At 65.5% G+C, this 21,632-nt stretch carries 16 protein-coding genes; 6 read left to right on the forward strand and 10 right to left on the reverse strand.

What is annotated here, in order from left to right:
* Positions 1 to 90: 90 nt before the first annotated feature.
* Genes XCC_RS11105 through XCC_RS22675 form a run of 6 tightly spaced genes read right to left on the reverse strand, consistent with a single transcriptional unit; the run spans position 91 to position 4,070 of the window.
* A complete protein-coding gene (locus tag XCC_RS11105) occupies positions 91 to 873 on the reverse strand; it encodes a succinate dehydrogenase iron-sulfur subunit (RefSeq protein WP_011037280.1) in 783 nt (260 codons plus the stop codon).
* A 16-nt stretch (positions 874 to 889) separates the two neighbouring features.
* A complete protein-coding gene (locus tag XCC_RS11110; protein WP_014507843.1) occupies positions 890 to 1,099 on the reverse strand; it encodes a hypothetical protein in 210 nt (69 codons plus the stop codon).
* Between the two features lie 6 nt (positions 1,100 to 1,105).
* On the reverse strand, positions 1,106 to 2,896 hold the full coding sequence (gene sdhA, locus XCC_RS11115; RefSeq protein ID WP_011037281.1) for a succinate dehydrogenase flavoprotein subunit: 1,791 nt from the start codon (positions 2,894 to 2,896) through the stop codon (positions 1,106 to 1,108).
* A gap of 30 nt (positions 2,897 to 2,926) precedes the next feature.
* The gene (gene sdhD, locus XCC_RS11120; RefSeq protein WP_011037282.1) at positions 2,927 to 3,313 is read right to left on the reverse strand and encodes a succinate dehydrogenase, hydrophobic membrane anchor protein; all 387 of its coding nucleotides are present in this window, start codon (positions 3,311 to 3,313) and stop codon (positions 2,927 to 2,929) included.
* A complete protein-coding gene (gene sdhC, locus XCC_RS11125) occupies positions 3,310 to 3,705 on the reverse strand; it encodes a succinate dehydrogenase, cytochrome b556 subunit (protein WP_011037283.1) in 396 nt (131 codons plus the stop codon). The genes sdhD and sdhC overlap by 4 nt, the downstream gene beginning before the upstream one ends.
* A 56-nt stretch (positions 3,706 to 3,761) precedes the next feature.
* Positions 3,762 to 4,070 (reverse strand): DUF1674 domain-containing protein, encoded by a 309-nt coding sequence (locus tag XCC_RS22675; RefSeq protein WP_309545227.1) that lies wholly within the window; start codon positions 4,068 to 4,070, stop codon positions 3,762 to 3,764.
* On the opposite strand from XCC_RS22675, the gene XCC_RS11135 reads away from it, so the two are divergent.
* Positions 3,972 to 4,844 (forward strand): YgfZ/GcvT domain-containing protein, encoded by an 873-nt coding sequence (locus tag XCC_RS11135; protein WP_011037285.1) that lies wholly within the window; start codon positions 3,972 to 3,974, stop codon positions 4,842 to 4,844. The two genes, XCC_RS22675 and XCC_RS11135, sit on opposite strands and share 99 nt — an antisense overlap.
* A gap of 153 nt (positions 4,845 to 4,997) precedes the next feature.
* Here XCC_RS11135 and XCC_RS11140 read toward each other — a convergent pair whose 3' ends face one another.
* Entirely contained in the window at positions 4,998 to 6,092 is a 1,095-nt protein-coding gene (locus tag XCC_RS11140; protein ID WP_011037286.1) for an ABC transporter ATP-binding protein, read from the reverse strand.
* A 421-nt stretch (positions 6,093 to 6,513) separates the two neighbouring features.
* Between XCC_RS11140 and zwf the strand changes: the two genes are divergently transcribed.
* The 5 genes from zwf (at position 6,514) to XCC_RS11165 (ending at position 12,438) form a co-directional block, all read left to right on the forward strand.
* Entirely contained in the window at positions 6,514 to 7,944 is a 1,431-nt protein-coding gene (gene zwf / locus XCC_RS11145; RefSeq protein WP_011037287.1) for a glucose-6-phosphate dehydrogenase, read from the forward strand.
* Positions 7,941 to 8,948 carry a glucokinase gene (glk, locus tag XCC_RS11150; protein WP_011037288.1) on the forward strand — a complete coding sequence of 336 codons (1,008 nt, stop codon included), beginning with the start codon at positions 7,941 to 7,943 and terminating at the stop codon, positions 8,946 to 8,948. The genes zwf and glk overlap by 4 nt, the downstream gene beginning before the upstream one ends.
* Positions 8,945 to 9,664: a 6-phosphogluconolactonase gene (gene pgl, locus XCC_RS11155; protein ID WP_011037289.1), complete on the forward strand. Its 720-nt coding sequence runs from the start codon at positions 8,945 to 8,947 to the stop codon at positions 9,662 to 9,664. The genes glk and pgl overlap by 4 nt, the downstream gene beginning before the upstream one ends.
* 145 nt (positions 9,665 to 9,809) lie before the next feature.
* Positions 9,810 to 11,726, forward strand: coding sequence for a phosphogluconate dehydratase (gene edd / locus XCC_RS11160; protein WP_011037290.1), 1,917 nt, complete (start codon positions 9,810 to 9,812; stop codon positions 11,724 to 11,726).
* 52 nt (positions 11,727 to 11,778) lie between these two features.
* A complete protein-coding gene (locus tag XCC_RS11165; RefSeq protein ID WP_011037291.1) occupies positions 11,779 to 12,438 on the forward strand; it encodes a bifunctional 4-hydroxy-2-oxoglutarate aldolase/2-dehydro-3-deoxy-phosphogluconate aldolase in 660 nt (219 codons plus the stop codon).
* Between the two features lie 1,306 nt (positions 12,439 to 13,744).
* On the opposite strand, the gene XCC_RS11170 is transcribed toward XCC_RS11165, so the two are convergent.
* The 3 genes from XCC_RS11170 to XCC_RS11180 are packed head-to-tail and all read right to left on the reverse strand — an operon-like array spanning position 13,745 to position 21,458.
* Complete coding sequence (locus XCC_RS11170; RefSeq protein WP_011037292.1) at positions 13,745 to 16,831, reverse strand: efflux RND transporter permease subunit; 3,087 nt, start codon at positions 16,829 to 16,831, stop codon at positions 13,745 to 13,747.
* Entirely contained in the window at positions 16,828 to 20,328 is a 3,501-nt protein-coding gene (locus tag XCC_RS11175) for an efflux RND transporter permease subunit (RefSeq protein ID WP_011037293.1), read from the reverse strand. The genes XCC_RS11170 and XCC_RS11175 overlap by 4 nt, the downstream gene beginning before the upstream one ends.
* Entirely contained in the window at positions 20,325 to 21,458 is a 1,134-nt protein-coding gene (locus XCC_RS11180) for an efflux RND transporter periplasmic adaptor subunit (protein ID WP_040941270.1), read from the reverse strand. The genes XCC_RS11175 and XCC_RS11180 overlap by 4 nt, the downstream gene beginning before the upstream one ends.
* Between the last annotated feature and the right edge of the window lie 174 nt (positions 21,459 to 21,632).

Raw genomic sequence — 21,632 nt, forward strand, 5'->3', positions numbered from 1 at the left:
TGTAGCGGGCCGAAAACGACAGCGGCACCAGACCTGAGGGCCGGTGCCGCTGTGGTGACGTCCTGCCTGAGCAGGACATCAGCGCCAGGATCAGGCGCGGCGCGCCATCATCAGCTTCTTGATCTCGGCGATCGCCAGCGCCGGGTTCAGCCCCTTAGGGCAGGTGCGGGCGCAGTTCATGATGGTGTGGCAGCGATACAGCTTGAACGGATCCTCCAGATCGTCCAGGCGCGCACCGGTGTCTTCATCGCGCGAGTCGATGATCCAGCGGTAGGCCTGCAGCAGGATCGCCGGGCCCAGGTAGCGCTCGCCGTTCCACCAGTAGCTCGGGCAGCTGGTGGAGCAGCACGCGCACAGGATGCACTCGTACAGGCCGTCAAGCTTCTTGCGGTCTTCCGGCGACTGCAGGCGCTCGCGGTCCGGCGGCGGCGGGGTCTGGGTACGGATCCACGGTTTGATCGAGGCGTACTGCGCATAGAAATGCGTCAGGTCCGGCACCAGATCCTTGATCACGCTCATGTGCGGCAGCGGATAGATCGGCACCTCGGCCTTGCCACACGCGGCAATCGCCTTGGTGCAGGCCAGCGTATTGGTGCCGTCGATGTTCATCGCGCACGAACCGCAGATGCCTTCGCGGCAGGAGCGGCGGAAGGTCAGGGTCGGGTCGATCTCGTTCTTGATCTTGATCAGCGCGTCCAGGACCATCGGTCCGCACTTGTCCAGATCGATTTCATAGCTGTCGGTACGCGGATTGGCGTCGCCATCCGGATCCCAACGGTAGACCTTGAAGGTGCGCTTGTTCTTGGCGCCTTGTGCAGGGTAATGCTTGCCCTTGCCGATCTTTGAATTCTTGGGGAGGGTGAACTCTGCCATAGCTGCTCTCGTTGGCTCAGGCGATGCGCGGTGCGATGGGAGACCGCAGCGTGCGCATGAAATTGAAGACGATGGATGCCACCACCGATGCGGAAGTGCAGCGGCCGGCGAACTGCCGGCGCTGCGCGTGCGTCATGCCGCGTTCGCACTGTGGCGCCACGCTGCCGACCTGCCCTTCAGGGCCGGACGGCAGGTGCGATGCAGGAGCGAAATGCGGCATCTGCATCGGCACTCAGTAGACGCGCGGCTTCGGCGGAACCACGTCCACTTCCTTGCTCAGCGTGTACATGTGGACCTGGCGGTATTCGAAGTCGCACTGGCCCTTGTCGTCCACGGTGACCAGTGTGTGCTTCTGCCAGTTGACGTCGTCGCGGTCCGGGAAATCCTCGTGCGCGTGCGCGCCACGGCTTTCCTTGCGCTGTTCGGCCGAGTTGATCGTCGCCACTGCATTGAGCAGCAGGTTGTTCAACTCGTAGGTCTCGATCAGGTCCGAATTCCAGACCAGCGAGCGGTCCGATACCTTGACGTCCTCGAAGGTGGCGAAGATCTCGGCCATCTTGTCGACGCCTTCCTTCAGCGTCTTGCTGGTCCGGAACACCGCTGCGTCCGACTGCATGGTGCGCTGCATGTTGTCGCGGATCACCGAGGTCGGCGTGGAGCCATTGGCATGACGCAACTTGTCCAGCAAGCCCAGCGCCTTGTCGCAGGCATCGGACGGCAGCGGCTTGTGCGGCTGATTGGTCTTGACGGTTTCCGCGCAGCGGTTGGCCACCGCACGCCCGAACACCACCAGATCCAGCAGCGAGTTGGACCCCAGACGGTTGGCGCCATGTACCGACACGCAAGCCGCTTCGCCGATCGCATACAGACCGGGCACCACCGCATCCGGGTTGTCGCCCTGCTTGCGCACGACCTCACCGTGGTAGTTGGTCGGGATGCCGCCCATGTTGTAGTGCACCGTCGGCAGCACCGGGATCGGCTGCTTGGCCACGTCCACGCCAGCGAAGATGTGCGCGCTCTCGGCGATGCCTGGGAGCTTGTCGTTGATCACTTCCGGGCCGAGGTGGGTCAGGTCGAGCAGAATGTGGTCCTTGTGCTCGCCAACGCCACGGCCTTCGCGGATCTCGATGGTCATCGAACGCGACACCACGTCGCGCGAGGCCAGATCCTTGTAGTGCGGTGCATAGCGCTCCATGAAGCGCTCGCCGTTGCTGTTGCGCAGGATGCCGCCTTCGCCACGCACGCCTTCGGTGATCAGGCAGCCCGCCCCGTAGATACCGGTGGGATGGAATTGCACGAACTCCATGTCCTGCATCGGCAGGCCAGCACGCATCACCAGGCCGCCGCCGTCACCGGTACAGGTGTGGGCAGAGGTGGCGCTGAAGTAGGCACGGCCGTAGCCGCCGGTGGCCAGCACCACGCCGTGGGCGCGGAACAGGTGCAGCGAACCTTCGGCCATGTCCAGCGCGAGCACGCCGCGGCACACACCTTCTTCGTCGAAAATCAGGTCGAGCGCGAAGTACTCGATCATGAAGCGTGCGTTGTGCGCCAGCGACTGCTGGTACAACGTATGCAGCATTGCGTGACCGGTGCGGTCGGCGGCGGCGCAGGTGCGCTGCGCAGACGGACCTTCGCCGTACTTGGTGGTCATGCCGCCGAACGGGCGCTGGTAGATCTTGCCCTCTTCGGTGCGCGAGAACGGCACGCCGTAGTGCTCGAGCTCGATGATGGCCGGGATCGCCTCACGGCACATGTACTCGATCGCGTCCTGGTCGCCCAGCCAATCGGAGCCCTTGATGGTGTCGTAGAAGTGATACCGCCAGTCGTCCTCACCCATATTGCCCAGCGCGGCGGAAATACCACCCTGCGCGGCCACGGTGTGCGAACGGGTCGGGAAGACCTTGGTCAGGCAGACCGTCTGCAGGCCCTTCTGGGCCAGGCCGAAGGTCGCGCGCAAGCCGGCGCCGCCGGCGCCCACCACGACCATGTCGTACTTGTGTTCTGTAATCTTGTAAGCGGACATCGAATTATAGATTCCTGTTGGGTCGCTGGCTCAGGCGATGCCTAGCGCGATACGCGCCACGGCAAACACGCTGACGATGGCACCGAGAACGGCGACAAAGCGCACGAGGGTCTGCGCCGCAAGGGCGAGCAGCGAGTTGTGCACGTAATCCTCCAGCACCACCTGCATGCCGAGCTGCGCATGCCAGAACGAGGCGATGAGGAAGCCCACCAGCAGGATCGCGTTCCACGGCTTGGCAACCGCGGCGCTCGCCGCTGTGTGGTCGGCACCGATCAGGCTCAACACTAAGATCAGGAACCAGATCGACAGCGGCACCAGCGCGGTGGCGGTCAGACGCTGCACCACGAAATGCTCGGTGCCGGTCTTGGCGGCGCCCAGGCCGCGCACGTTCTTCAACGGGGTTCTATAGCGGCTCATACGGCACCTCCGGACAGCAGCACGTACGCCCAGATGGCGGCGGTCAGCACGAAGCTCAAAATCACCGACAACCAGCCGATGCTGACGAACGAGCGCACGGCATAGCCCTGGCCGAAGTCCTGCAGGATGTGGCGCAGGCCACCAAACAGGTGGAAGGCAAAGCACCAGGTCCAGCCGAACAGGAACACCTGTCCATACCAGGCTGCCGCCATGTCGCGGAAGCAATTCCAGTGGTCGGGGCCAAGCATGAGGGTCAGCAAGGCGGCGGCAATCACAAGGGCGCCGATGGACAGAACAATGCCGGTGGCTCGATTCAGGATCGAGGTCACCATCTGTATCTGCCAGCGATACACCTGAAGATGCGGGGAAAGTGGACGTTCGCGGGTCGCCATTCGCTGGGCTCGTTTTCTCGGCTGGGCGGCACTAGGCCGCTGTGGCTAAAAGCTGCTCAAAAATCGATGCAGCGTCCATTTTTTTCCCAGTCGCCGTAGCGCGTTGGCTCAGGGCCGTCGCGCCCACCAATCTCCTTGGGCAGGGGTTTCTTCTCGGGAATGTGCTCCTGAGGAGAAGGCTGCGTCTCGGAATCCTGCGCTGGGGTGGGGGTTGGATGGCCTATCATAGTGGTCTCACAACATTGCGATCTTAGTCCTCCCCTTCCATGGCTGACAACCTGAATCTTATTCCACATGGTTTTGGCTCCCTGCACGACATGCAATACGTCCGCTTGAGCGGTCCGGATGCAGTGGCGTTCGCGCATGCCCAATTTGCCAATGACGTGCAAGCACTGGCGATTGGGCAGTGGCAATGGAATGCGTGGCTGACAGCGAAGGGGCGCGTGATTGCCATTTTCGCACTCTTGCGTGATGAGGATGCGCAATTGCTGATGCTGTTGCCCGATGGCAACGCGGCCGAGATCGCCGCGCAGCTCGGCCGTTTCGTGTTCCGGCGCAAGCTGCGCATCACCGAGATTGCGCTGACCGCACAAGGCGCGTTCGCCGCACCCGCACGCGCGCAGGCGGCACATGCCGACGTGGCTGCGGATGCGATCGAACTGGACATGGGCAGCCCTGCCTTGCCGCGCACGCTGGTGTTGCGCGCGTCGGACACATTGGCAGCGCCTATCGATCTGCCGAACATGGATGCCGCATGGCGTCGCGCAGACCTGCAGCTAGGGCTGGTGCGGCTGCCAGATACGCAGCGCGAACAGTGGACCCCGCAACAGCTGGCGTTGGACCAGCTGCATGCGTTCAGCGTCAAAAAGGGCTGTTACCCGGGCCAGGAAATCGTGGCGCGCACGCATTTTCTGGGCAAAGCCAAACGCGCGGTGCATTTGCTGGAAACCGACGCTGCGGTTGCGCCGGGCGATGCGGTGCGCCTGGACGGCGCTGAGGTGGGCAGCGTGGTCAGTTGCGCCGAGAACGTGGCGCTAGCGGTGCTGCCGCTGGAGCTGGCAATTGAGGCAGGCATGACGCTGAGCGCCGGCACCTCCCCTGCCCGACCGCTGCAGATCCTGCCCGGGCTGGCCCGCTAAGGGCAGCGATTCTGCTCCACAGGGTGGTGCGACATTTCGCCGCAGCCATCCCTGTGCACGCGGCGGACTCGCGTTCGCCGGGCATCAAGCGAGTCAATGCATGCGCAGCACCTGCCGACCTCTGCACGAGGCCGGCAGCGCACTCGCGCAGTGTCAGGAGGCCGAGGTCGTCAGGCGTTCGCCGCTGGCCGGGTCGAAGAAATGCAGTGCTTCGCTGCGCAAGGCCAGCCGCAGCGACTCGCCCACCGCCGGCAACGCCTGCGGGGTGACGCGGATCACCAGCGGCTGCCCGCCGCGGTCGAGATTGAGGAAGATCTCATTGCCCACCGGCTCGGTGACATCGATACGTGCATCGAATCCCAACTGCGCGTCGGCTGACGGCTGCAGGTGCTCGGGGCGCACGCCCACCACGACCTCCTGGCTCAGCCAGCGCTGATCGATCTGCGCCGCGCCCAGCGGCACGCGCCAGCCATCGGCCATCACCAGATGCAGGCCATCCTGCGCGTCCAGCCGCCCCTGCAGCACGTTCATTGCCGGGCTGCCGAGGAAGCCGGCCACGAACAGGTTGGCCGGGCGGTCGTACAGTGCCATCGGGCTGTCGATCTGCTGGATCACACCATCCTTGAGCACCACGATGCGCTGGCCCAGGGTCATCGCTTCGACCTGGTCGTGGGTGACGTAGATCATGGTGGTGCCGAGCTTGCGATGCAGCTGCGCGATCTCGGTGCGCACGCTGTGGCGCAGCTTTGCATCCAGGTTCGACAATGGCTCATCGAGCAGGAACACCGCCGACTCGCGCACCATTGCGCGCCCCAGCGCCACGCGCTGGCGCTGGCCGCCGGACATCGCCTTGGGTAGCTTGTCGAGCATGGGCGTCAAGCCCAGTAACTCGGCCGCATTGTTCACCCGCTCGGCAATCACCTGCTTGGGATGGCCGCGCAGCTTGAGCCCGAACGCCAGGTTTTCGGCCACGGTCATGTGCGGGTACAACGCGTAGCTCTGGAACACCATGGCGATGTCGCGATCCTTCGGCGCCACGTCGTTGACCACGCGGTCGCCGATGCGCAGCGTGCCCGCACTGATGTCCTCCAGCCCGGCGATCATGCGCAGCAAGGTGGACTTGCCGCAGCCGGACGGCCCGACCAGCACCATCAGCTCGCCATCGGCGACTTCGAAGCTGGCCCCTTGCACAGCAACCTGCCCGTTCTCGTAGACCTTGCGGACACCTTCCAACTGCACTTTCGCCATCTTTCGGCCTCAACAGGAGTGGTGCGCCCCACCCTCGGCCCTCCCGATGGTAGTGACGCCATAGCGCTTGCAAGGAAATCTCCTGCAAACGAATGCATTGGTTTATTCTGACATGTAATCGTTTTCACATGGCAACATCGATCTCGGGAGGGACCATGCCGCCACCAACGCACGCCGTCCATCTAGACAGCGTTTCTACCTGCGCAAGGCCGATCATGCCGCCGCGCAGGTGCAGGTATACCGCTCCAGCGCTAACCGCTGACCGCCACTTGCTGCAACAATCGGGGATTGGGCGTCAGCGTCCATCCCCCGCTGCGCGCACGCAAGTGTCGCCAGGAACAGACGTACCGACCGCCGGCATCACCGGCGCCTTCCCGCCAAGCCGCTGATAACGATGTCTCCAGAATCTGAAACTCGGTCCATGCACAACACCCTGATCCTGTTCGGCGCCACCGGCGATCTCGCCCAGCGCTATCTCTTTCCATCCCTGCTGCGCCTGTTTGTCGACGGCCTGTTGCCGGAGGACTTCCGCATCCGTGCGTTGGCCCTGTCGCAGCACGACACCGACGCCTTCCGCGAGGTACTGCGCCCGCGCCTGGCCCAGGCGCTGCCGATTGCCACCGCCGCGCAGATCGATGCGCTGCTGCAGCGCATCGACTACCGCTCGGCGGACCTGCGCAATGCCGAATCGGTGGCCGAGGCCGTGCGCGAACTGGCCAGCCGCCAGTGCGTAAGCTATCTGGCGATTCCACCGGGCCTGTACATCAGTACCTGCCAGGGCCTGGCCCTGGGCGGCGCGCTGGCTGCACCGCACCGGTTGATGCTGGAAAAACCGATCGGCCACGATTCGGACAGCGCCCGCGAGATCCTGCAGTCGATCGGCGCACTGATCGACGAAGACCGCGTGTTCCGTCTCGACCACTACCTGGGCAAGGCCGCGGTGCAGAACCTGGTGGCGCTGCGCTTCGGCAACACCTTGCTGGAAGCGGTGTGGAACCGGACCTACATCGAATCGGTACAGATCCTGGTGGCCGAGAGCGAAGGCGTGGACGGCCGCGATGCCTACTACGCCCGCTCCGGCGCGCTGCGCGACATGGTGCAGAGCCATATCCTGCAGTTGCTGTGCCTGGTGGCCATGGAGCCGCCGGCCTCGCTGGAAGCCGACCGCATCCGCGACGAGAAGGTCAAGGTGCTGCGCGCCTTGCGCCCGATGACCGCCGAGCACGCCGCGCAAGACAGCGTGCGTGGCCGCTACACCGCCGGCAGCATCAACGGCGAGCCGGCGCAGGCCTACCACCCGCCGGAAGGCAGCGATGTGGAAACCTTCGTCGCGGTCACCGCGCACATCGACAACTGGCGCTGGGCTGGCGTGCCGTTCCACCTGTGCACCGGCAAGCGCCTGGCTGAGCGCTCCACGCGCATCGTGGTCACGCTCAAGCCGGTGACGCATTGGTTGTTCGAGCGTCCGGACCGCCAGAACGCGGTGCCCAACCGCCTGACCTTCCAGCTGCAGCCGCTGGAAAACATCGAGCTGGGCCTGATGAGCAGCCTGGCCGGCCCGGAATGGGGTGCGATCGAACTGCAGCCGCTGGAACTGGAGCTGTCCGTGCCCACCGGCCTGCACCGCCGTATCGCGTATGAACGCTTGTTCGTGGATGCCTTCAACGGCAACCCGGCGCTGTTCGTGCGCGATGACGAGGTCAAGGCCGCCTGGGCCTGGATCGACAGCGTCAGCGATGCCTGGTCGGACGCACAGCTGCCGCTGCAGCCGTATCCGGCCGGTAGCTGGGGCCCCGAGACCGCCGCACCGTTCCTGCCCCCGGCCACCGACGCACAGGGAAACAACGCATGACTGCTCCTTCCAAGCCGGTGCTGGTTGCCGACATCGGTGGCACCAACGCGCGCTTCGCGCTGGCCGACATCGATGCCTCGGTACCGCTGCTGGACGACACCTGCCGTGAGTTCGCGGTGGTCGAGTTCGGCTCGCTGGGCGAGGCCGCGCGCTATTACCTGGACCAGATTGGCGTGCAGGCCACCAAGGGCGTGTTCGCGGTGGCCGGCCGTGTGGATGGCGACGAAGCCCGCATCACCAACCATCCGTGGGTGATCTCGCGCTCGCGCACCGCCACCATGCTGGGCTTCAGCACGCTGCACCTGATCAACGACTTCGCCGCGCAAGCGATGGCGATCAGCCTGCTGCGCCCGCAGGACGTGGTGCAGGTGGGCGGCGCCAGCTGGCGCCCGGCACCGATCGAGCTGCCGCGCAACTACGGCGTCATCGGCCCGGGCACCGGGCTGGGCGTGGGTGGCCTGATCATCCGCAACGGCCGCTGTTTTCCGCTGGAAACCGAAGGCGGCCATGTCAGCTTCCCGCCCGGCACGCCGGAAGAGATTCGCGTGCTGGAGATCCTGTCCGAGCAGTTCGGCCGGGTCTCCAACGAGCGCCTGATCTGCGGCCCGGGCCTGGTCAACATCCACCGCGCGCTGAGCGAGATTGCCGGCATCGACCCCGGCCCGCTGGAGCCCAAGGACATCACCGCACGTGCCGCCGCTGGCGACCCGCGTGCCTCGCGCACCATTGATCTGTTCTGCGCCATCTTCGGCGCGATCGCCGGTGACATGGTGCTGATGCAGGGTGCCTGGGACGGCGTCTTCCTCACCGGCGGGCTGGTGCCCAAGGTGCTGGATTCGCTGCAGCATTCCGGCTTCCGCCAGCGCTTCGAACACAAGGGCCGTTTCTCCGCAATCATGTCGCGGGTGCCCTCGCTGGCGGTGATGCATCCGCATGCCGGCCTCCTGGGTGCAGCGGCGTATGCGGTGGACGCCGAACGCGCATTGCCGGGAGAGCAGCGATGAGTTTGCAGGACAACGACCGCATCAGCCTGGTGCGCTACGACGACCTCGACGAATGGACCGAAGCGGTGGCCAGCGAAATGGCCGACCTGCTGGAACAGGAAATCTCGCGCCGCGGCCAGGCGCGCATGCTGCTGTCCGGCGGCACCACCCCGGCGCCGGTGTACGAATCGCTGGCGCATCGCCCGCTGGATTGGTCGCGGGTCGAGGTGGGCCTGGTGGATGAGCGCTGGCTCTCTCCACAGGACCAGGACAGCAATGCCTGGCTGGTCAAGCAGAGCTTCCTGGACCATGCACCGGCGGCCACCTTCATTCCGTTGGTGCGCCCGGGCAAGCAGTTGCCCGAGTGCGTGCATACCGCCAACCTGCAGGCCACGCATGCCGAACCGGCCTGCCTGGCGGTGATGGGCATGGGCGGCGACGGGCATACCGCCTCGCTATTCCCCGGCTCGACCGATCTACCCAAGGCCCTGGCCAGCCCGCAGCCGTACGCGTCGCTGGACGCCACCGGCTGCCCCGGTGCCAACCAGTGGCCGCTGCGCATCACCTTGACCCCGGCCGGGCTGGCGCCAATTCCCACGCGCCTGCTGTTGCTGCGCGGCAAGCAGAAGCTCGATGTGCTGCAGGCGGCGCTGGCAGGCGAGGACATCAGCGAATACCCGATCCGGGTCGCGCTGCAGCAGCCTGGCCCGCGCCTGCGGGTGCATTGGTGCAGTTAGTGGATGTCGGGACCTCGGGTGGGTGGCTTGGTCATGCTGATGGCGTGCAAGCACTTGCCCACGTTGTGATACCGCGGCAGCCCGCATCGCCTGATGCCGGGCTGCCATTGAACACCTTCCCCCTGTTTCTCATAGCCGGTAGCCAATGAGCCTGCATCCGAACATCCAAGCTGTCACCGACCGTATCCGCAAGCGCAGCGCGCCCTCGCGCGCGGCGTACCTGGCCGGCCTTGATGCCGCCCTGCGTGAAGGCCCGTTCCGTAGCCGCCTGAGTTGCGGCAATCTCGCGCACGGTTTTGCGGCCTCCGAGGCGACCGACAAGTCGCGCCTGCGCGGCGCGGCCACGCCGAACCTGGGCATCATCACCGCCTACAACGACATGCTCTCGGCGCATCAGCCGTTCGAGCATTACCCGCAGATGATCCGCGACACCGCGCGTGCGCTCGGCGCCACCGCGCAGGTCGCCGGCGGCGTGCCGGCAATGTGCGACGGCGTGACCCAGGGCCGTGCTGGCATGGAGCTGTCGCTGTTTTCGCGCGACAACATCGCCCAGGCCGCGGCCATCGGCCTCAGCCACGACATGTTCGATGCGGTGGTCTATCTGGGCGTGTGCGACAAGATCGTGCCTGGCCTGTTGATCGGCGCATTGGCCTTCGGCCACCTGCCGGCGTTGTTCATGCCGGCCGGCCCGATGAGCCCGGGCATTCCCAACAAGCAGAAGGCCGAAGTGCGTGAGCGCTATGCCGCGGGCGAAGCCACCCGTGCCGAGTTGCTGGAAGCCGAATCCGCCTCCTACCACTCGCCCGGCACCTGCACCTTTTACGGGACCGCCAACTCCAATCAGGTGTTGCTGGAAGCGATGGGCGTGCAACTGCCCGGCGCCTCGTTCGTCAATCCCGAACAGCCGTTGCGTGATGCGCTGACCCGTGAGGGCACCGAGCGGGCGCTGGCGATCTCCGCGCTAGGCCAGGACTTCCGCCCGTTCGGTCGTTTGATCGACGAACGCGCGATCGTCAACGCCGTGGTCGCCCTGATGGCCACTGGCGGCTCCACCAACCACACCATCCACTGGATCGCTGTGGCACGTGCGGCGGGCATCGTGCTGACCTGGGACGACATGGATCTGATCTCGCAGACCGTGCCGCTGCTGACCCGTGTCTACCCGAACGGCGAAGCCGACGTGAACCGCTTCCAGGCTGCTGGCGGCACGGCATTCGTGTTCCGCGAACTGATGGACGCCGGCTACATGCACGACGACCTGCCCACCGTGGTCGAAGGCGGCATGCGTGCCTATGCCAACGAGCCGCGTTTGCAGGACGGCAAGGTCATCTATGTGCCCGGCACAGCGACCAGCGCCGATGACAGCGTGGCACGCCCGGTCAGCGATGCATTCGAATCGCAAGGTGGCCTGCGCCTGCTGCGCGGCAACCTGGGCCGCTCGCTGATCAAGCTGTCGGCGGTCAAGCCCCAGCACCGCAAGATCGAAGCGCCTGCGGTGGTGATCGACACCCCGCAGGTGCTCAACAAGCTGCATGCGGCCGGCGTGTTGCCGCATGACTTCGTGGTGGTGCTGCGTTACCAGGGCCCGCGTGCCAACGGTATGCCGGAGCTGCATTCAATGGCCCCGTTGCTCGGCCTGTTGCAGAACCAGGGCCGTCGCGTGGCGCTGGTCACCGACGGCCGTTTGTCCGGTGCCTCGGGCAAGTTCCCCGCCGCGATCCACATGACGCCGGAAGCCGCGCGTGGCGGCCCGATCGGGCGTGTCCGCGAAGGCGACATGGTGCGCCTGGACGGCGAAGCCGGCACGCTGGAAGTGCTGGTTTCGGCCGAAGAATGGGCATCGCGCGAGGTTGCACCCAACACCGCCGTGGCCGGCAACGACCTGGGCCGTAACCTGTTTGCGATCAACCGCCAGGTCGTCGGCCCGGCCGACCAGGGCGCGATTTCGATTTCGTGCGGCCCGACCCATCCGGACGGTGCGCTGTGGAGCTACGACGCCGAGTACGAACTGGGCGCCGATGCGGCCGCTGCCGCGGCGCCGCACGAGTCCAAGGACGCCTGATCCCCTTCCCTCTCTGCGATCGCCCAGGCGGTCGCCGTCTCCAGGAGTTGCAATGACGATTGCCCAGACCCAAAACACCGCTGAACAGCTGCTGCGCGACGCCGGCATCCTGCCGGTGGTGACCGTCGACACGCTGGACCAGGCGCGTCGCGTGGCCGACGCGCTGCTCGAAGGCGGCCTGCCTGCCATCGAACTGACCCTGCGCACGCCGGTCGCGATCGAGGCGCTGGCGATGCTCAAGCGCGAACTGCCCAACATCGTGATCGGTGCCGGCACGGTGCTGAGCGAACGGCAGCTGCGCCAGTCGGTGGATGCCGGTGCAGACTTCCTGGTCACGCCCGGTACGCCAGCGCCGCTGGCACGCCTGCTGGCCGACGCGCCGATCCCGGCCGTGCCCGGCGCTGCCACCCCAACCGAACTGCTGACCCTGATGGGCTTGGGCTTCCGCGTGTGCAAGCTGTTCCCGGCCACCGCTGTGGGCGGCCTGCAGATGCTCAAGGGCCTGGCCGGCCCGCTGTCTGAGCTCAAGCTCTGCCCCACTGGCGGCATCAGCGAAGCCAATGCCGCCGAATTCCTGTCGCAGCCGAACGTGCTGTGCATCGGCGGCTCGTGGATGGTGCCCAAGGACTGGCTGGCGCAAGGTCAGTGGGACAAGGTCAAGGCAAGCTCGGCCAAGGCTGCGTCAATCGTGCGGCAGGTGCGTGCGGGCTGATGTTCTGGGCTGCATCCCGCGTGTTGGGAAAGCCGAGTGGCTTGAGAAGGCCGGTTGGCTGACGAAAGTTGATTGGCTGAGCAAAGCTGATCAGCTGGCGCTTTAGTTTTGATTGAGGAACGCCCGGTTTGCTGGCGCCTTGATTTCGTTGGTTGAGGAAAGCTGGTTAGCTGGCGCCTTGATCTTTTGGGTGGAGCGGCCCGCGGGCGCCGGGGCAGGACACGCCGTGAACCCATCCATGGGGGCTCTTACACGACATCCTTGTCGTGTAAGGTCCTGCCCCGGCGCCCGCGGACCACTCTTCGAATGTTCCTGTATTGGCGGAACGGAGAGCAGCGATTTCCGCGAGGCCTGCTCGGACTAGCCTTTGATGGTTGCCTCGTTGCCTTGCTGCCTGAGGCGGAGGCAGATATCTATTTGCCTGCCGGCCAAAAAACCGAGCATTTTCGGCCCTGCCGTCTTCCCTAACGATCAGCTAACTCATGCCAACGACGCGCCAAAGCGGCAGCGTGGCCGGGGATTGGCGGAGAGCGGCACAGGGATGTGCCGCGGCGGCGAGTCAGACAGGATGTCTGCCGAGCCGAGGAGCCGATTTCCGGCCGCGCTGCCGCTCTCACCGAAGCCAGCAAACCACAGGCAGGTGCCCGACCGTATTCGGGGAACCGTACCCTCACCCCAACCCCTCTCCCGACGGGAGAGGGGCTTGAAGCCGCCCGTTTTGACCTCCCTCAAGATCAGCTAACTCACGGCGACGACGCCGCCGAAGCGGCAGCGTGGCCGGGGATTGGCGGAGAGCGGCACAGGGATGTGCCGCGGCGGCGAGTCAGACAGGATGTCTGCCGAGCCGAAGAGCCGATTTCCGGCCACGCTGCCGCCCTCACCGAAGCCAGCAAACCGCCGGCAGGCACGCTGCCTGGTCGTATTCGGGAAATCCGTACCCTCACCCCAACCCCTCTCCCGACGGGAGAGGGGCTTCAAGCCGCCCGTCCTGACTGTCCTCAAGATCAGCTAACTCACGGCAACGACGCCGCCGAAGCGGCAGCGTGGCCGGGGATTGGCGGAGAGCGGCACAGGGATGTGCCGCGGCGGCGAGTCAGACAGGATGTCTGCCGAGCCGAGGAGCCGAGCCCCGGCCGCGCTGCCGCCCTCACCGAAGCCAGCAAACCGCAGGCAGGCACGCTGCCTAGTCGTATTCGGGAAATCCGTACCCTCACCCCAACCCCTCTCCCGACGGGAGAGGGGCTTGAAGCACCCTTGCTGCCATTCGGTGTGCAGCGATTGCCAACCGTCAGCCGTCTTTGGTGGCTCAAGACTCCAACGCAGCCTCCGGCGGCATCGCCTTCCGTACACCACGCGCGCGCTGCACCAATGCCGCCGCGCCGCTGCTCATGTCATCCAGGATGGCGTAGATGGTCGGCAGGAACAGCAGACTCACCACCGTCGAAAATGCCAGGCCGCCAGCGATGGCGCGCGCCATCGGGAAGTACGGCGGGCCGTCGCTGAACATGGTGGTGCTGGTCAGCGAGATCGGCACCATCGCCAGGATCGCGGTGCCCATGGTCATCATGATGGGCCGCAAGCGCTCACGTGAGCCTTCGATCAACGCCTGCGTGCGCCCCATGCCACGGCGGCGCAGATTGTTGATGTGCTCGATCATCACGATGCCGTTGTTCACCACCACGCCCATCAGCACCAGGATGCCGATGAAGGACATGATGCCGAACGAGGTTCCGGTGATCCAGAACAGCCAGAACACCCCGAAGATCGAGAACAGCACGCCGCTCATGATCGCCGCCGGAAACAGCAGCGACTCGAACACCGCCGCCATCACCACGTAGATCATCACCAACGCAATCACCAGATTGAACACCATCTGGCCCATCGCCTCGCCGTCGTCCTGATAATCGCCCCCGTCGAAGGTGTAGCTGTAACCGGCCGGAAACTGCATCGCCTTGAGCGGTTGCTCCATCGCAGCGCGCGCTTCAGGCACGGTGACTTTCGTGCCGAGATTGGCTTTGATGGTCAGGGTTGTCTGCCGATTGGTGCGGCCGATCTGGGTGGCGGCCGGGCGGATTTTTACATCCACCAGCGACAGCAACGGCACGCTGCGGCCATCCTTGGTGCGCACGGTGAAGCCTGCCAGATCTTCGGGTTTGCTCTGCTCGGCGCCGGCAAAACGCACCCACACCGGTACTTCGTTGTCGCCACGGCGAAACTCGCGCAGCGGCGTGCCACGCAAGGCCAGCCCGACGAAGCTCGCCACCTGCTCCGCACTGAAGCCGAACGCGGCCGCGCGCTCGCGATCCACGCGGATCGCCAGCTCGCTGGTGCGATCGCCGGTATCCACGCGTACGTCGCGCAATTCCTTGCGCTGCGCCAGCAGCGGCACCACCTCGTCGGCCAACTCCTGCAGTGCCTGGGTGGAATCGCCCACCAATTGCACCTGCACGCCCTGATTGCCGCTCCCGCCATCGCCCTGGTTGCCGATGCTGTAATCGGCGCGCGCAGAACGCGGCAACTCCTTGCGAATCTGCTCCAGCAGCGGTGGCAGGTCCTTGACCTTGGTCGCGTCGAAGGTCACCACGGTGTTGCTGCCTTCCACCTCGCTAAACCACGAATAGATCTGGGTGATGTGATATTTGGCGCGGTTGGCTTCCAGGTGGTTTTCCACCCGCGCGATCTCATCGCCCAGCTGCTCGCGCGTATAGGAGCCCTTCCACTGATACTGGATGTAGCCCTCGTTGCCGCCGTCGCCACCGAACATATCGACCTTGGTGAGCTTCATCGGCACCAGGCTGATTGCACTGACCAGCAGGATGCCGGCCACGCTCCAGCCGCGGTGCGCCAGCGTCCAGGCCAAAACCTTGGCGTAGCGCCGCTGCAGCCGTGCGATCACGCCGCGCTCGGAGGTCACCAGCGGCGGCGTTTTCATGCGCGCCGACAGCATCGGGATCAGGCTGATCGCCACCAACCACGAGGCCAGCAACGACACCGAAATGGTGATCGCAATCTGCGCCATGAAAATGCTGATGTTGTTGGTTTCGCCAAACAGGTTCGGCACGAACACGATGCAGTGGCACAGCGTGCCGGCGCTGAGTGCAATCGCCACGCTACGCGTGCCCAACAACGCTGCCAGTTGCGGCTGGCCCGGCATGCGCTCGCGCTCCTGGTAGATGCTTTCCACCACCACCACCGCGTTGTCCACCAGCATGCCCACGGCCAACAGCAAGCCCATCATGGTCAGGATGTTGAGCGTGACGCCGACGAAGTACATGAAGCCCAGCGTGATCGCAAAGCAGATCGGGATCGCCAGCGTGACCATCAGCGTGGACGGCCAGTGGCGCAGGAAGAAGAACAGCACCGTGATCGACAACAGCAGACCAACCGCACCGGCCTCGGCCAATTCCGCCAATGACGAGGTCACCGCCTTGCCCTGGTTGTCGATCACCTTGACCTGCACGTCGCGCATGGCAGGTTCGGCGCGGATGTCTTCGACTTCCTTCAATGCCGCCTTGGACACTTCCACCAGGTTGGCGCTGCGCTCCTTGTAGATGTCCAGGCCAATCGCCGGACGCCCATCCAGGCGCCGGCCGTAGTTCATGCGCGTGGGCTTGAGCCGCACCTGCGCAATGTCGCCCAGGCGCAGGCCCTTGGCGTTGAGCACTAGGTCGCGCAGCTCTTGCAGGTCGCGTAACTCCCCTACCGGTTGCACGCGGATGCGCTGGCCGTTGTCGTCGATCTGCCCGGCCGAAACCGAGAAATTGAGCTTGCCCAGCCGCTCACTCAGATCGTTGAGGCTCAGGTCATGCGCAGTCAGCCGGTCCGGCGCGATCGCGATCTCCACTTCATTCGGCGGCGCGCCGGAGATTTCCACCTTGGCCACGCCCGGAATCCGCTCGATGCGCCGCTTGAACTCGCGGTCGAGCATGTCGTACGCGCCGGTCAGATCGGCCTGGCTGGCCAGCCGCACCTTGAGTACCGGCTCATCGCTGCTGGACCATTTAAAGATATGGAAGCGCTGCAGATCCTCGGGGAAATCGTCGCGAATCGCATCCAGCCGCTCGCGTGCGTCGGAGGCGGCAATGGCGATATCGCGGTCCCAATCGGAGAACTCGATGAAGATGTTGGCGCCGTCGGCGGTGGCGGTTGAGCGCATGCGCTTGATGCCGGTCATTGTCGCCAACGCTTCTTCGGCCGGCCGCACCAGGTTGCGCTCCACCTCGTCCGGCGTGGAGCCGGTGTACGGCAACTGCACGAACAGGAACGGCGCGGAAATATCCGGCAGCGCCTCCAGCGGCAGGCGAAATGCGGCGATCAGCCCCACCACCACCAGCGACACGAAGCACATGATGGTGGTGACCGGGCGACGGATGCTGAAGGCGGCAACGCTCATACCGCCTCCAGCCCGTCGCTGTGGCTGGCCGGTGCGCGCTGACGCGCCATGCGCCGGCCGCGCTCCAGGTAGTACGCATCGGCACGGCGATCCAGCAGGTCGTAGACCACCGGAATCACCAGCAAGGTGAGCAGCGTAGACACCAGCAGCCCGCCGATCACGGTGATGGCCATCGGTGCACGCACCTCCGCTCCCTCGCCCATCGCCACCGCCAGCGGCAAAAAGCCGAACAAGGTGCACAGCGTGGTCATGATGATCGGCCGCAGGCGCGAACGCGCCCCTTCGATCAGCGCCTCACGCTTGGCGACGCCTTCCTCGCGCAGCTGGTTGACCTTGTCGATCAGGATGATCGCGTTCTTGGTCACCAGGCCCACCAGCAAAATCAGACCAATGAACACCACCACCGATACCGGCTTGCCGGTCATCAGCAGTGCCAGCACCGCGCCGACCATCGCCAGCGGAATGGTGAACAAGATGACGAACGGGTGCAGCAGCGATTCGAACTGCGAAGCCATCACCAGGTAGACCAGGAAGATCGCCAGACCGAACGCGAACAGCAGCGACTTCACCGACTGCGCCAGTTCCTCGCCCTGCCCGCCGATGTGCATGCCCACGCCAGCCGCCAGCGGGTCGTTACGCACCAACGTTTCCACTTCGCGCACCGCACCGCCCAGGTCGATGTCGCGCAGGCTCGCCGACACGATCGCCACGCGGGTCTGGTCGGCGCGATGGATCTCGCTCGGCCCGGTGGTCGCCACCACCTCGGCGACCGCAGCAAGGCGTACCGGACGGCTGCTACCTGGGTTGACGATCAACTGGCGGATCGCGTCCACGCTGGCACGGTCGCTGTGCTGCGCACGCACCAGCACATCGATCTTGCGATCACGGAAGCTGTAGCGGGTGGCCACATCGCCGCGCACCTTCTTGACGATCACATCGGCGATCTGCCGCGTGGTCAAGCCCAGCGCACCGGCGCGCTCCTGGTCGAAGCGGATCTGGATTTCCGGGAAGCCCTCTTCCACGGTCGACTTCACGTCCGCGTAGTGGCCGTTGGCACGCAGCATCTGCGCCAGTTTCTGGCCAGCCTGCTCCAGCTCGCCCAGATCCTGCCCGCGCAACTCCACTTCCAGCGGCGTGGAAAAACTAAACAGGGCCGGCCGCGCGAAATCCACCTGCGCGCCCGGATGCGCCGTCATGCTGCTGCGCAGGCGCTCGGTGGCCGCTGCCTCCACCGCGGGGCTGCCGCCACCGGCCATCACCACCGTGAGCTTGCCGATGTTCTCGCCACTTTCGGTGGGGTTGGCATCCAGCCGTGTGCCGGCACCGCTCACGCCATACAGCGAGGCGATGCCCGGGTCCTTGTCGTGCGCCAGTTGCAGCTCGCGCACCAGAGCGTCGGTCTGCGCCAGCGGCGTACCAGAGGGCAGCTTCACCGTCATTTCGAAGCGGTCCTGCGCCAGCTGCGGGATCAGGTCCGCGCCGAGCATCGGCACCAGCAGCACCGTGCCGACGAATGCGGCGCCTGCCAGCCCGAGCACCAACCAGGGCCGCCGCAATGCCGCCGGCAGCATGGTCAGGTACCCGCGTTCGGCACGGCCATACGGCGCCATCGCGATATCGCTGGCCTTGCGCATCACCGGTGCCACCACCCGCGTGGCGCCGCGCCAAGCCTTCACCACCGCCCAGGCGGCGCCGAAAAACGCATAGCGCACGCTGGCACCCGCGCCGCGGCGGCCAGCCGCTACTGGCTTGAGCCAGCGCTGCTGCGGCTGCCACTGCGGGTGGCTGGGTTCGTCCGGGAAGGCCATGGGCGGCGCGCCCTTCAGCGAGCTCAGCATCGGGATCAGCGTCATCGACACCACCAGCGAGATCGCAATGGCGATCGCCACGGTCAACGCCTGGTCACGGAACAACTGCCCGGCAATGCCTTCGACAAACACCAGCGGCAGGAACACCGCGATGGTGGTCAGGGTCGAGGCCATCACCGCCATGCTCACCTCGCGGGTGCCCACCATGGCCGCATCCAGCACGCTCAGGCCACGCTCGCGCGCCTTGGCGATGCTCTCCAGCACCACGATGGAATCGTCCACCACCAGGCCAGTGGCCAAGGCCAGCCCACCCAGCGACATCACGTTCAGGCTCAGGCCCAGCTGGCCCATGAAGAAGAACGTGGTGATGATCGACACCGGCAGCGACAGGCTGATCACGAAGGTGCTCCAGCCATCGCGCAGGAACAAAAAGATGATCAGGATCGCCAGCACGCCGCCGATCACCGCATCTTTCTTGACGTCGCTGATCGCGTGCTCGATGAAGTGCGACTGGTCCTCGATGGTGGTGATTTCCACATCGCCGGGCACGGTCGCCTTGATCTGCTCCAGGCGCTTGCGCAGCGACGCGGCGGTCGACACCGTATTGGCATCGCCCTCCTTGTAGATCGCCAATTCCACCGCTTCCTTGCCGCCCAGGCGAATGATCGCCTCGCGTTCCTTGTAGCCCTGGCGCACCTGCGCCACGTCCTTCAAGCGCACCGGCATGCCGCCGGCGATGCTGCTGGTGGACGAGGCCGAGGTGCTCTGCACTTCGGCCGCGGCCGCCAATGCCGCCTGCGAACCGGTGGACGCCGCAATGGCATACATCTGCTGCATCGCTGCATCGGCTGCGCTGCTGCTGCTGCTCTGCGTGGTCACCAGCATGTTGCGGATCTCATCCAGATCCACGAACTGGTTGACCGTGCGCACCAGGTAGCGCTGTGAACCTTCTTCCAGCCGGCCGCCGGAGATGTTGACGTTCTCTTCCTTCAACCGGGTGATGACGTTGTCGATCGGCAGACTGAGCTGGGCCAGTTTCTGCTGGTCGATATCCACCTGAATCTCGTCTTCCAGACCACCGCCCACCTTCACCGCCGCCACGCCGGCCACCGGTTCGAGCTTCTTTTTCAGATCCTCGTCGGCATAGCGCCGCAGGCCGGTGAGCTGACGGATGGCGTCGGTGTCTGAGGCCGGCGCCTGCTTGGGCGACAGCACCAGGCGCATGATCGGCTCGGTCGATGGATTGAAGCGCAGCAGCACCGGCGGCTTGGCTTCCAGCGGCAGCGACAAGGCTTCCATCTTGTCGCGCACTTCCAGGCCGGCCTGGTCCATGTTGGTGCCCCAGGCAAACTCCAGCACCACATCGCTTTGCCCGGTACGCGAGATCGACTTGAGCTTACGCAGGTTCTTGACCACGCCGACCGCTTCTTCCACCGGCTCGGTCACCAGCGTCTCGATCTCCGCCGGTGCCGCACCGGTGTATTCGGTGCGCACGGTGAGCGTGGGATAGCTCAGGTCCGGCAGCAAATTGACCTTGAGGCTACGCAGCGCGATCAGGCCGAACAGCAACATGGTCACCGTGATCATCGCGATGGTGACGCGGCGGCGTGTGGCAAACGCCACCAGGCCGCCGCCCGGCGCTACGGATAGGTGCGGGTCGTGGACCGGGCCGGTGGGATGGTCGGTCATGAGCGCTTCTCGTCGCCGGCCGTTGCCGGTGCGGCAGCTGCAACCGGCTTGCGATCGGGCTGGCCGATGATCTGCACCGCGGTGCCATCGCGCAACGCCACCTTGCCGGCCGTCACGACCTGGTCGCCTTCCTTCAGGCCCTGGCGCACTTCCAGCCATGGGCCTTCGGCATAGCCCAGCTTCACCGGCACCCGGCTGGCCTTGCCATTGCGCACCACGAACACTGCCGGCTCACCGTCATCCAGCAGCGCCAGCCGCGGAATCACCAGGGCATCCTTGCGCTGGTCGTAGTCGATGCGGATGCGCCCGAACATGCCGGGCTGCAACGCCTCCGCGCCAGCCCCGAACGCGCACACCACGCGAAAAGTGCCGCTGCCCGAATCCACCACCGGCGCGATGCGGTCCACCTTGCCCACGAATTGCTGTCCCGGCAATGCGTCGGCCAGCAACGTCACCGGCTGGCCGGACTTGAGCGTGGCCAGCTCGCGCTCGGGCACGTTGAGCGTGGCTTCCAGTTGCGAGTCGTCGACGATGCGGAAGATCGGCGTATTGATCTGCACGAAGTTGCCGGTCTTGATCGAGCGCGAAGCAATCACACCGGAAATCGGTGCCTGCACGGTGGTGTACGACAGTTCCAGCGACGCCAGACGATGCTGCGCGCGGCTGTTTTCCACATCGAACTTGAGCTGGTCCACATCCGCGGCGCTGACCAGTTGCTGGCCGACCAGTTGCGTGGCGCGGCGATAGCTGTTTTCCAGCTTGCGCAGCTGCGCCTCGCTTTGCGCCACCGCCAGATGCGCGCGGTCCGGATCCAGCCGTACCAGCGCCTGGCCTGCCGACACCTTCTGCCCTTCCTCGACCATCACCGCCAGCGCCACGCCGGAGGTCTTGGCCACCACCTGCGCTTCGGCACGTGGCTCCAATGCCGCAGTGCCGGTGTAGCTGGCAGCCACCGCGCGACGGGCTGCCTTGGCGGTTTCCACCGGCACGGCATCTGCGGCCTTCTGGCTGTCTGCCGGCTTGGCAGCACTGTCGCCAGCCTTGCAACCGCCCAGCAACAGGCTCGTGGTGATCAACAGCGCCGCAGCGCAAGGTCCGCTGCGGCCGTGCAAGAAGGAGAGTGGCGACATCGTCGTGTCCTAGTGGATGCGTGAACAGGTGTTGTAGGCAAGTAAACCACCCAAGCCATCATGCCGCCAATGCGCCAAAGGTCATGGTCTGTTCAAGATTGCCTATTCACCCGGTTTGCGTGCGGCCAAATCGCAGGCATACTCGGTTCGGCCCGCAACGCCCCCACGTGCGGA

Origin of the sequence: Xanthomonas campestris pv. campestris str. ATCC 33913 (genome assembly GCF_000007145.1) — a bacterium.
Taxonomy (GTDB): Bacteria; Pseudomonadota; Gammaproteobacteria; order Xanthomonadales; family Xanthomonadaceae; genus Xanthomonas; species Xanthomonas campestris.

Bases quoted from the DNA above. Each gene is read 5' to 3' on its own strand.
- pgl (WP_011037289.1), top strand. From the start codon at position 8,945: ATGAGTTTGCAGGACAACGACCGCATCAGCCTGGTGCGCTACGACGAC.
- XCC_RS11110 (WP_014507843.1), bottom strand. From the start codon at position 1,099: ATGCAGATGCCGCATTTCGCTCCTGCATCGCACCTGCCGTCCGGCCCT.
- sdhA (WP_011037281.1), bottom strand. From the start codon at position 2,896: ATGTCCGCTTACAAGATTACAGAACACAAGTACGACATGGTCGTGGTG.
- zwf (WP_011037287.1), top strand. From the start codon at position 6,514: ATGCACAACACCCTGATCCTGTTCGGCGCCACCGGCGATCTCGCCCAG.
- XCC_RS11165 (WP_011037291.1), top strand. From the start codon at position 11,779: ATGACGATTGCCCAGACCCAAAACACCGCTGAACAGCTGCTGCGCGAC.
- XCC_RS11170 (WP_011037292.1), bottom strand. From the start codon at position 16,831: ATGAGCGTTGCCGCCTTCAGCATCCGTCGCCCGGTCACCACCATCATG.
- XCC_RS11140 (WP_011037286.1), bottom strand. From the start codon at position 6,092: ATGGCGAAAGTGCAGTTGGAAGGTGTCCGCAAGGTCTACGAGAACGGG.
- sdhC (WP_011037283.1), bottom strand. From the start codon at position 3,705: ATGGCGACCCGCGAACGTCCACTTTCCCCGCATCTTCAGGTGTATCGC.
- XCC_RS11135 (WP_011037285.1), top strand. From the start codon at position 3,972: ATGGCTGACAACCTGAATCTTATTCCACATGGTTTTGGCTCCCTGCAC.
- sdhD (WP_011037282.1), bottom strand. From the start codon at position 3,313: ATGAGCCGCTATAGAACCCCGTTGAAGAACGTGCGCGGCCTGGGCGCC.
- edd (WP_011037290.1), top strand. From the start codon at position 9,810: ATGAGCCTGCATCCGAACATCCAAGCTGTCACCGACCGTATCCGCAAG.
- XCC_RS11175 (WP_011037293.1), bottom strand. From the start codon at position 20,328: ATGACCGACCATCCCACCGGCCCGGTCCACGACCCGCACCTATCCGTA.
- XCC_RS22675 (WP_309545227.1), bottom strand. From the start codon at position 4,070: ATGCGCGAACGCCACTGCATCCGGACCGCTCAAGCGGACGTATTGCAT.
- XCC_RS11105 (WP_011037280.1), bottom strand. From the start codon at position 873: ATGGCAGAGTTCACCCTCCCCAAGAATTCAAAGATCGGCAAGGGCAAG.
- glk (WP_011037288.1), top strand. From the start codon at position 7,941: ATGACTGCTCCTTCCAAGCCGGTGCTGGTTGCCGACATCGGTGGCACC.
- XCC_RS11180 (WP_040941270.1), bottom strand. From the start codon at position 21,458: ATGTCGCCACTCTCCTTCTTGCACGGCCGCAGCGGACCTTGCGCTGCG.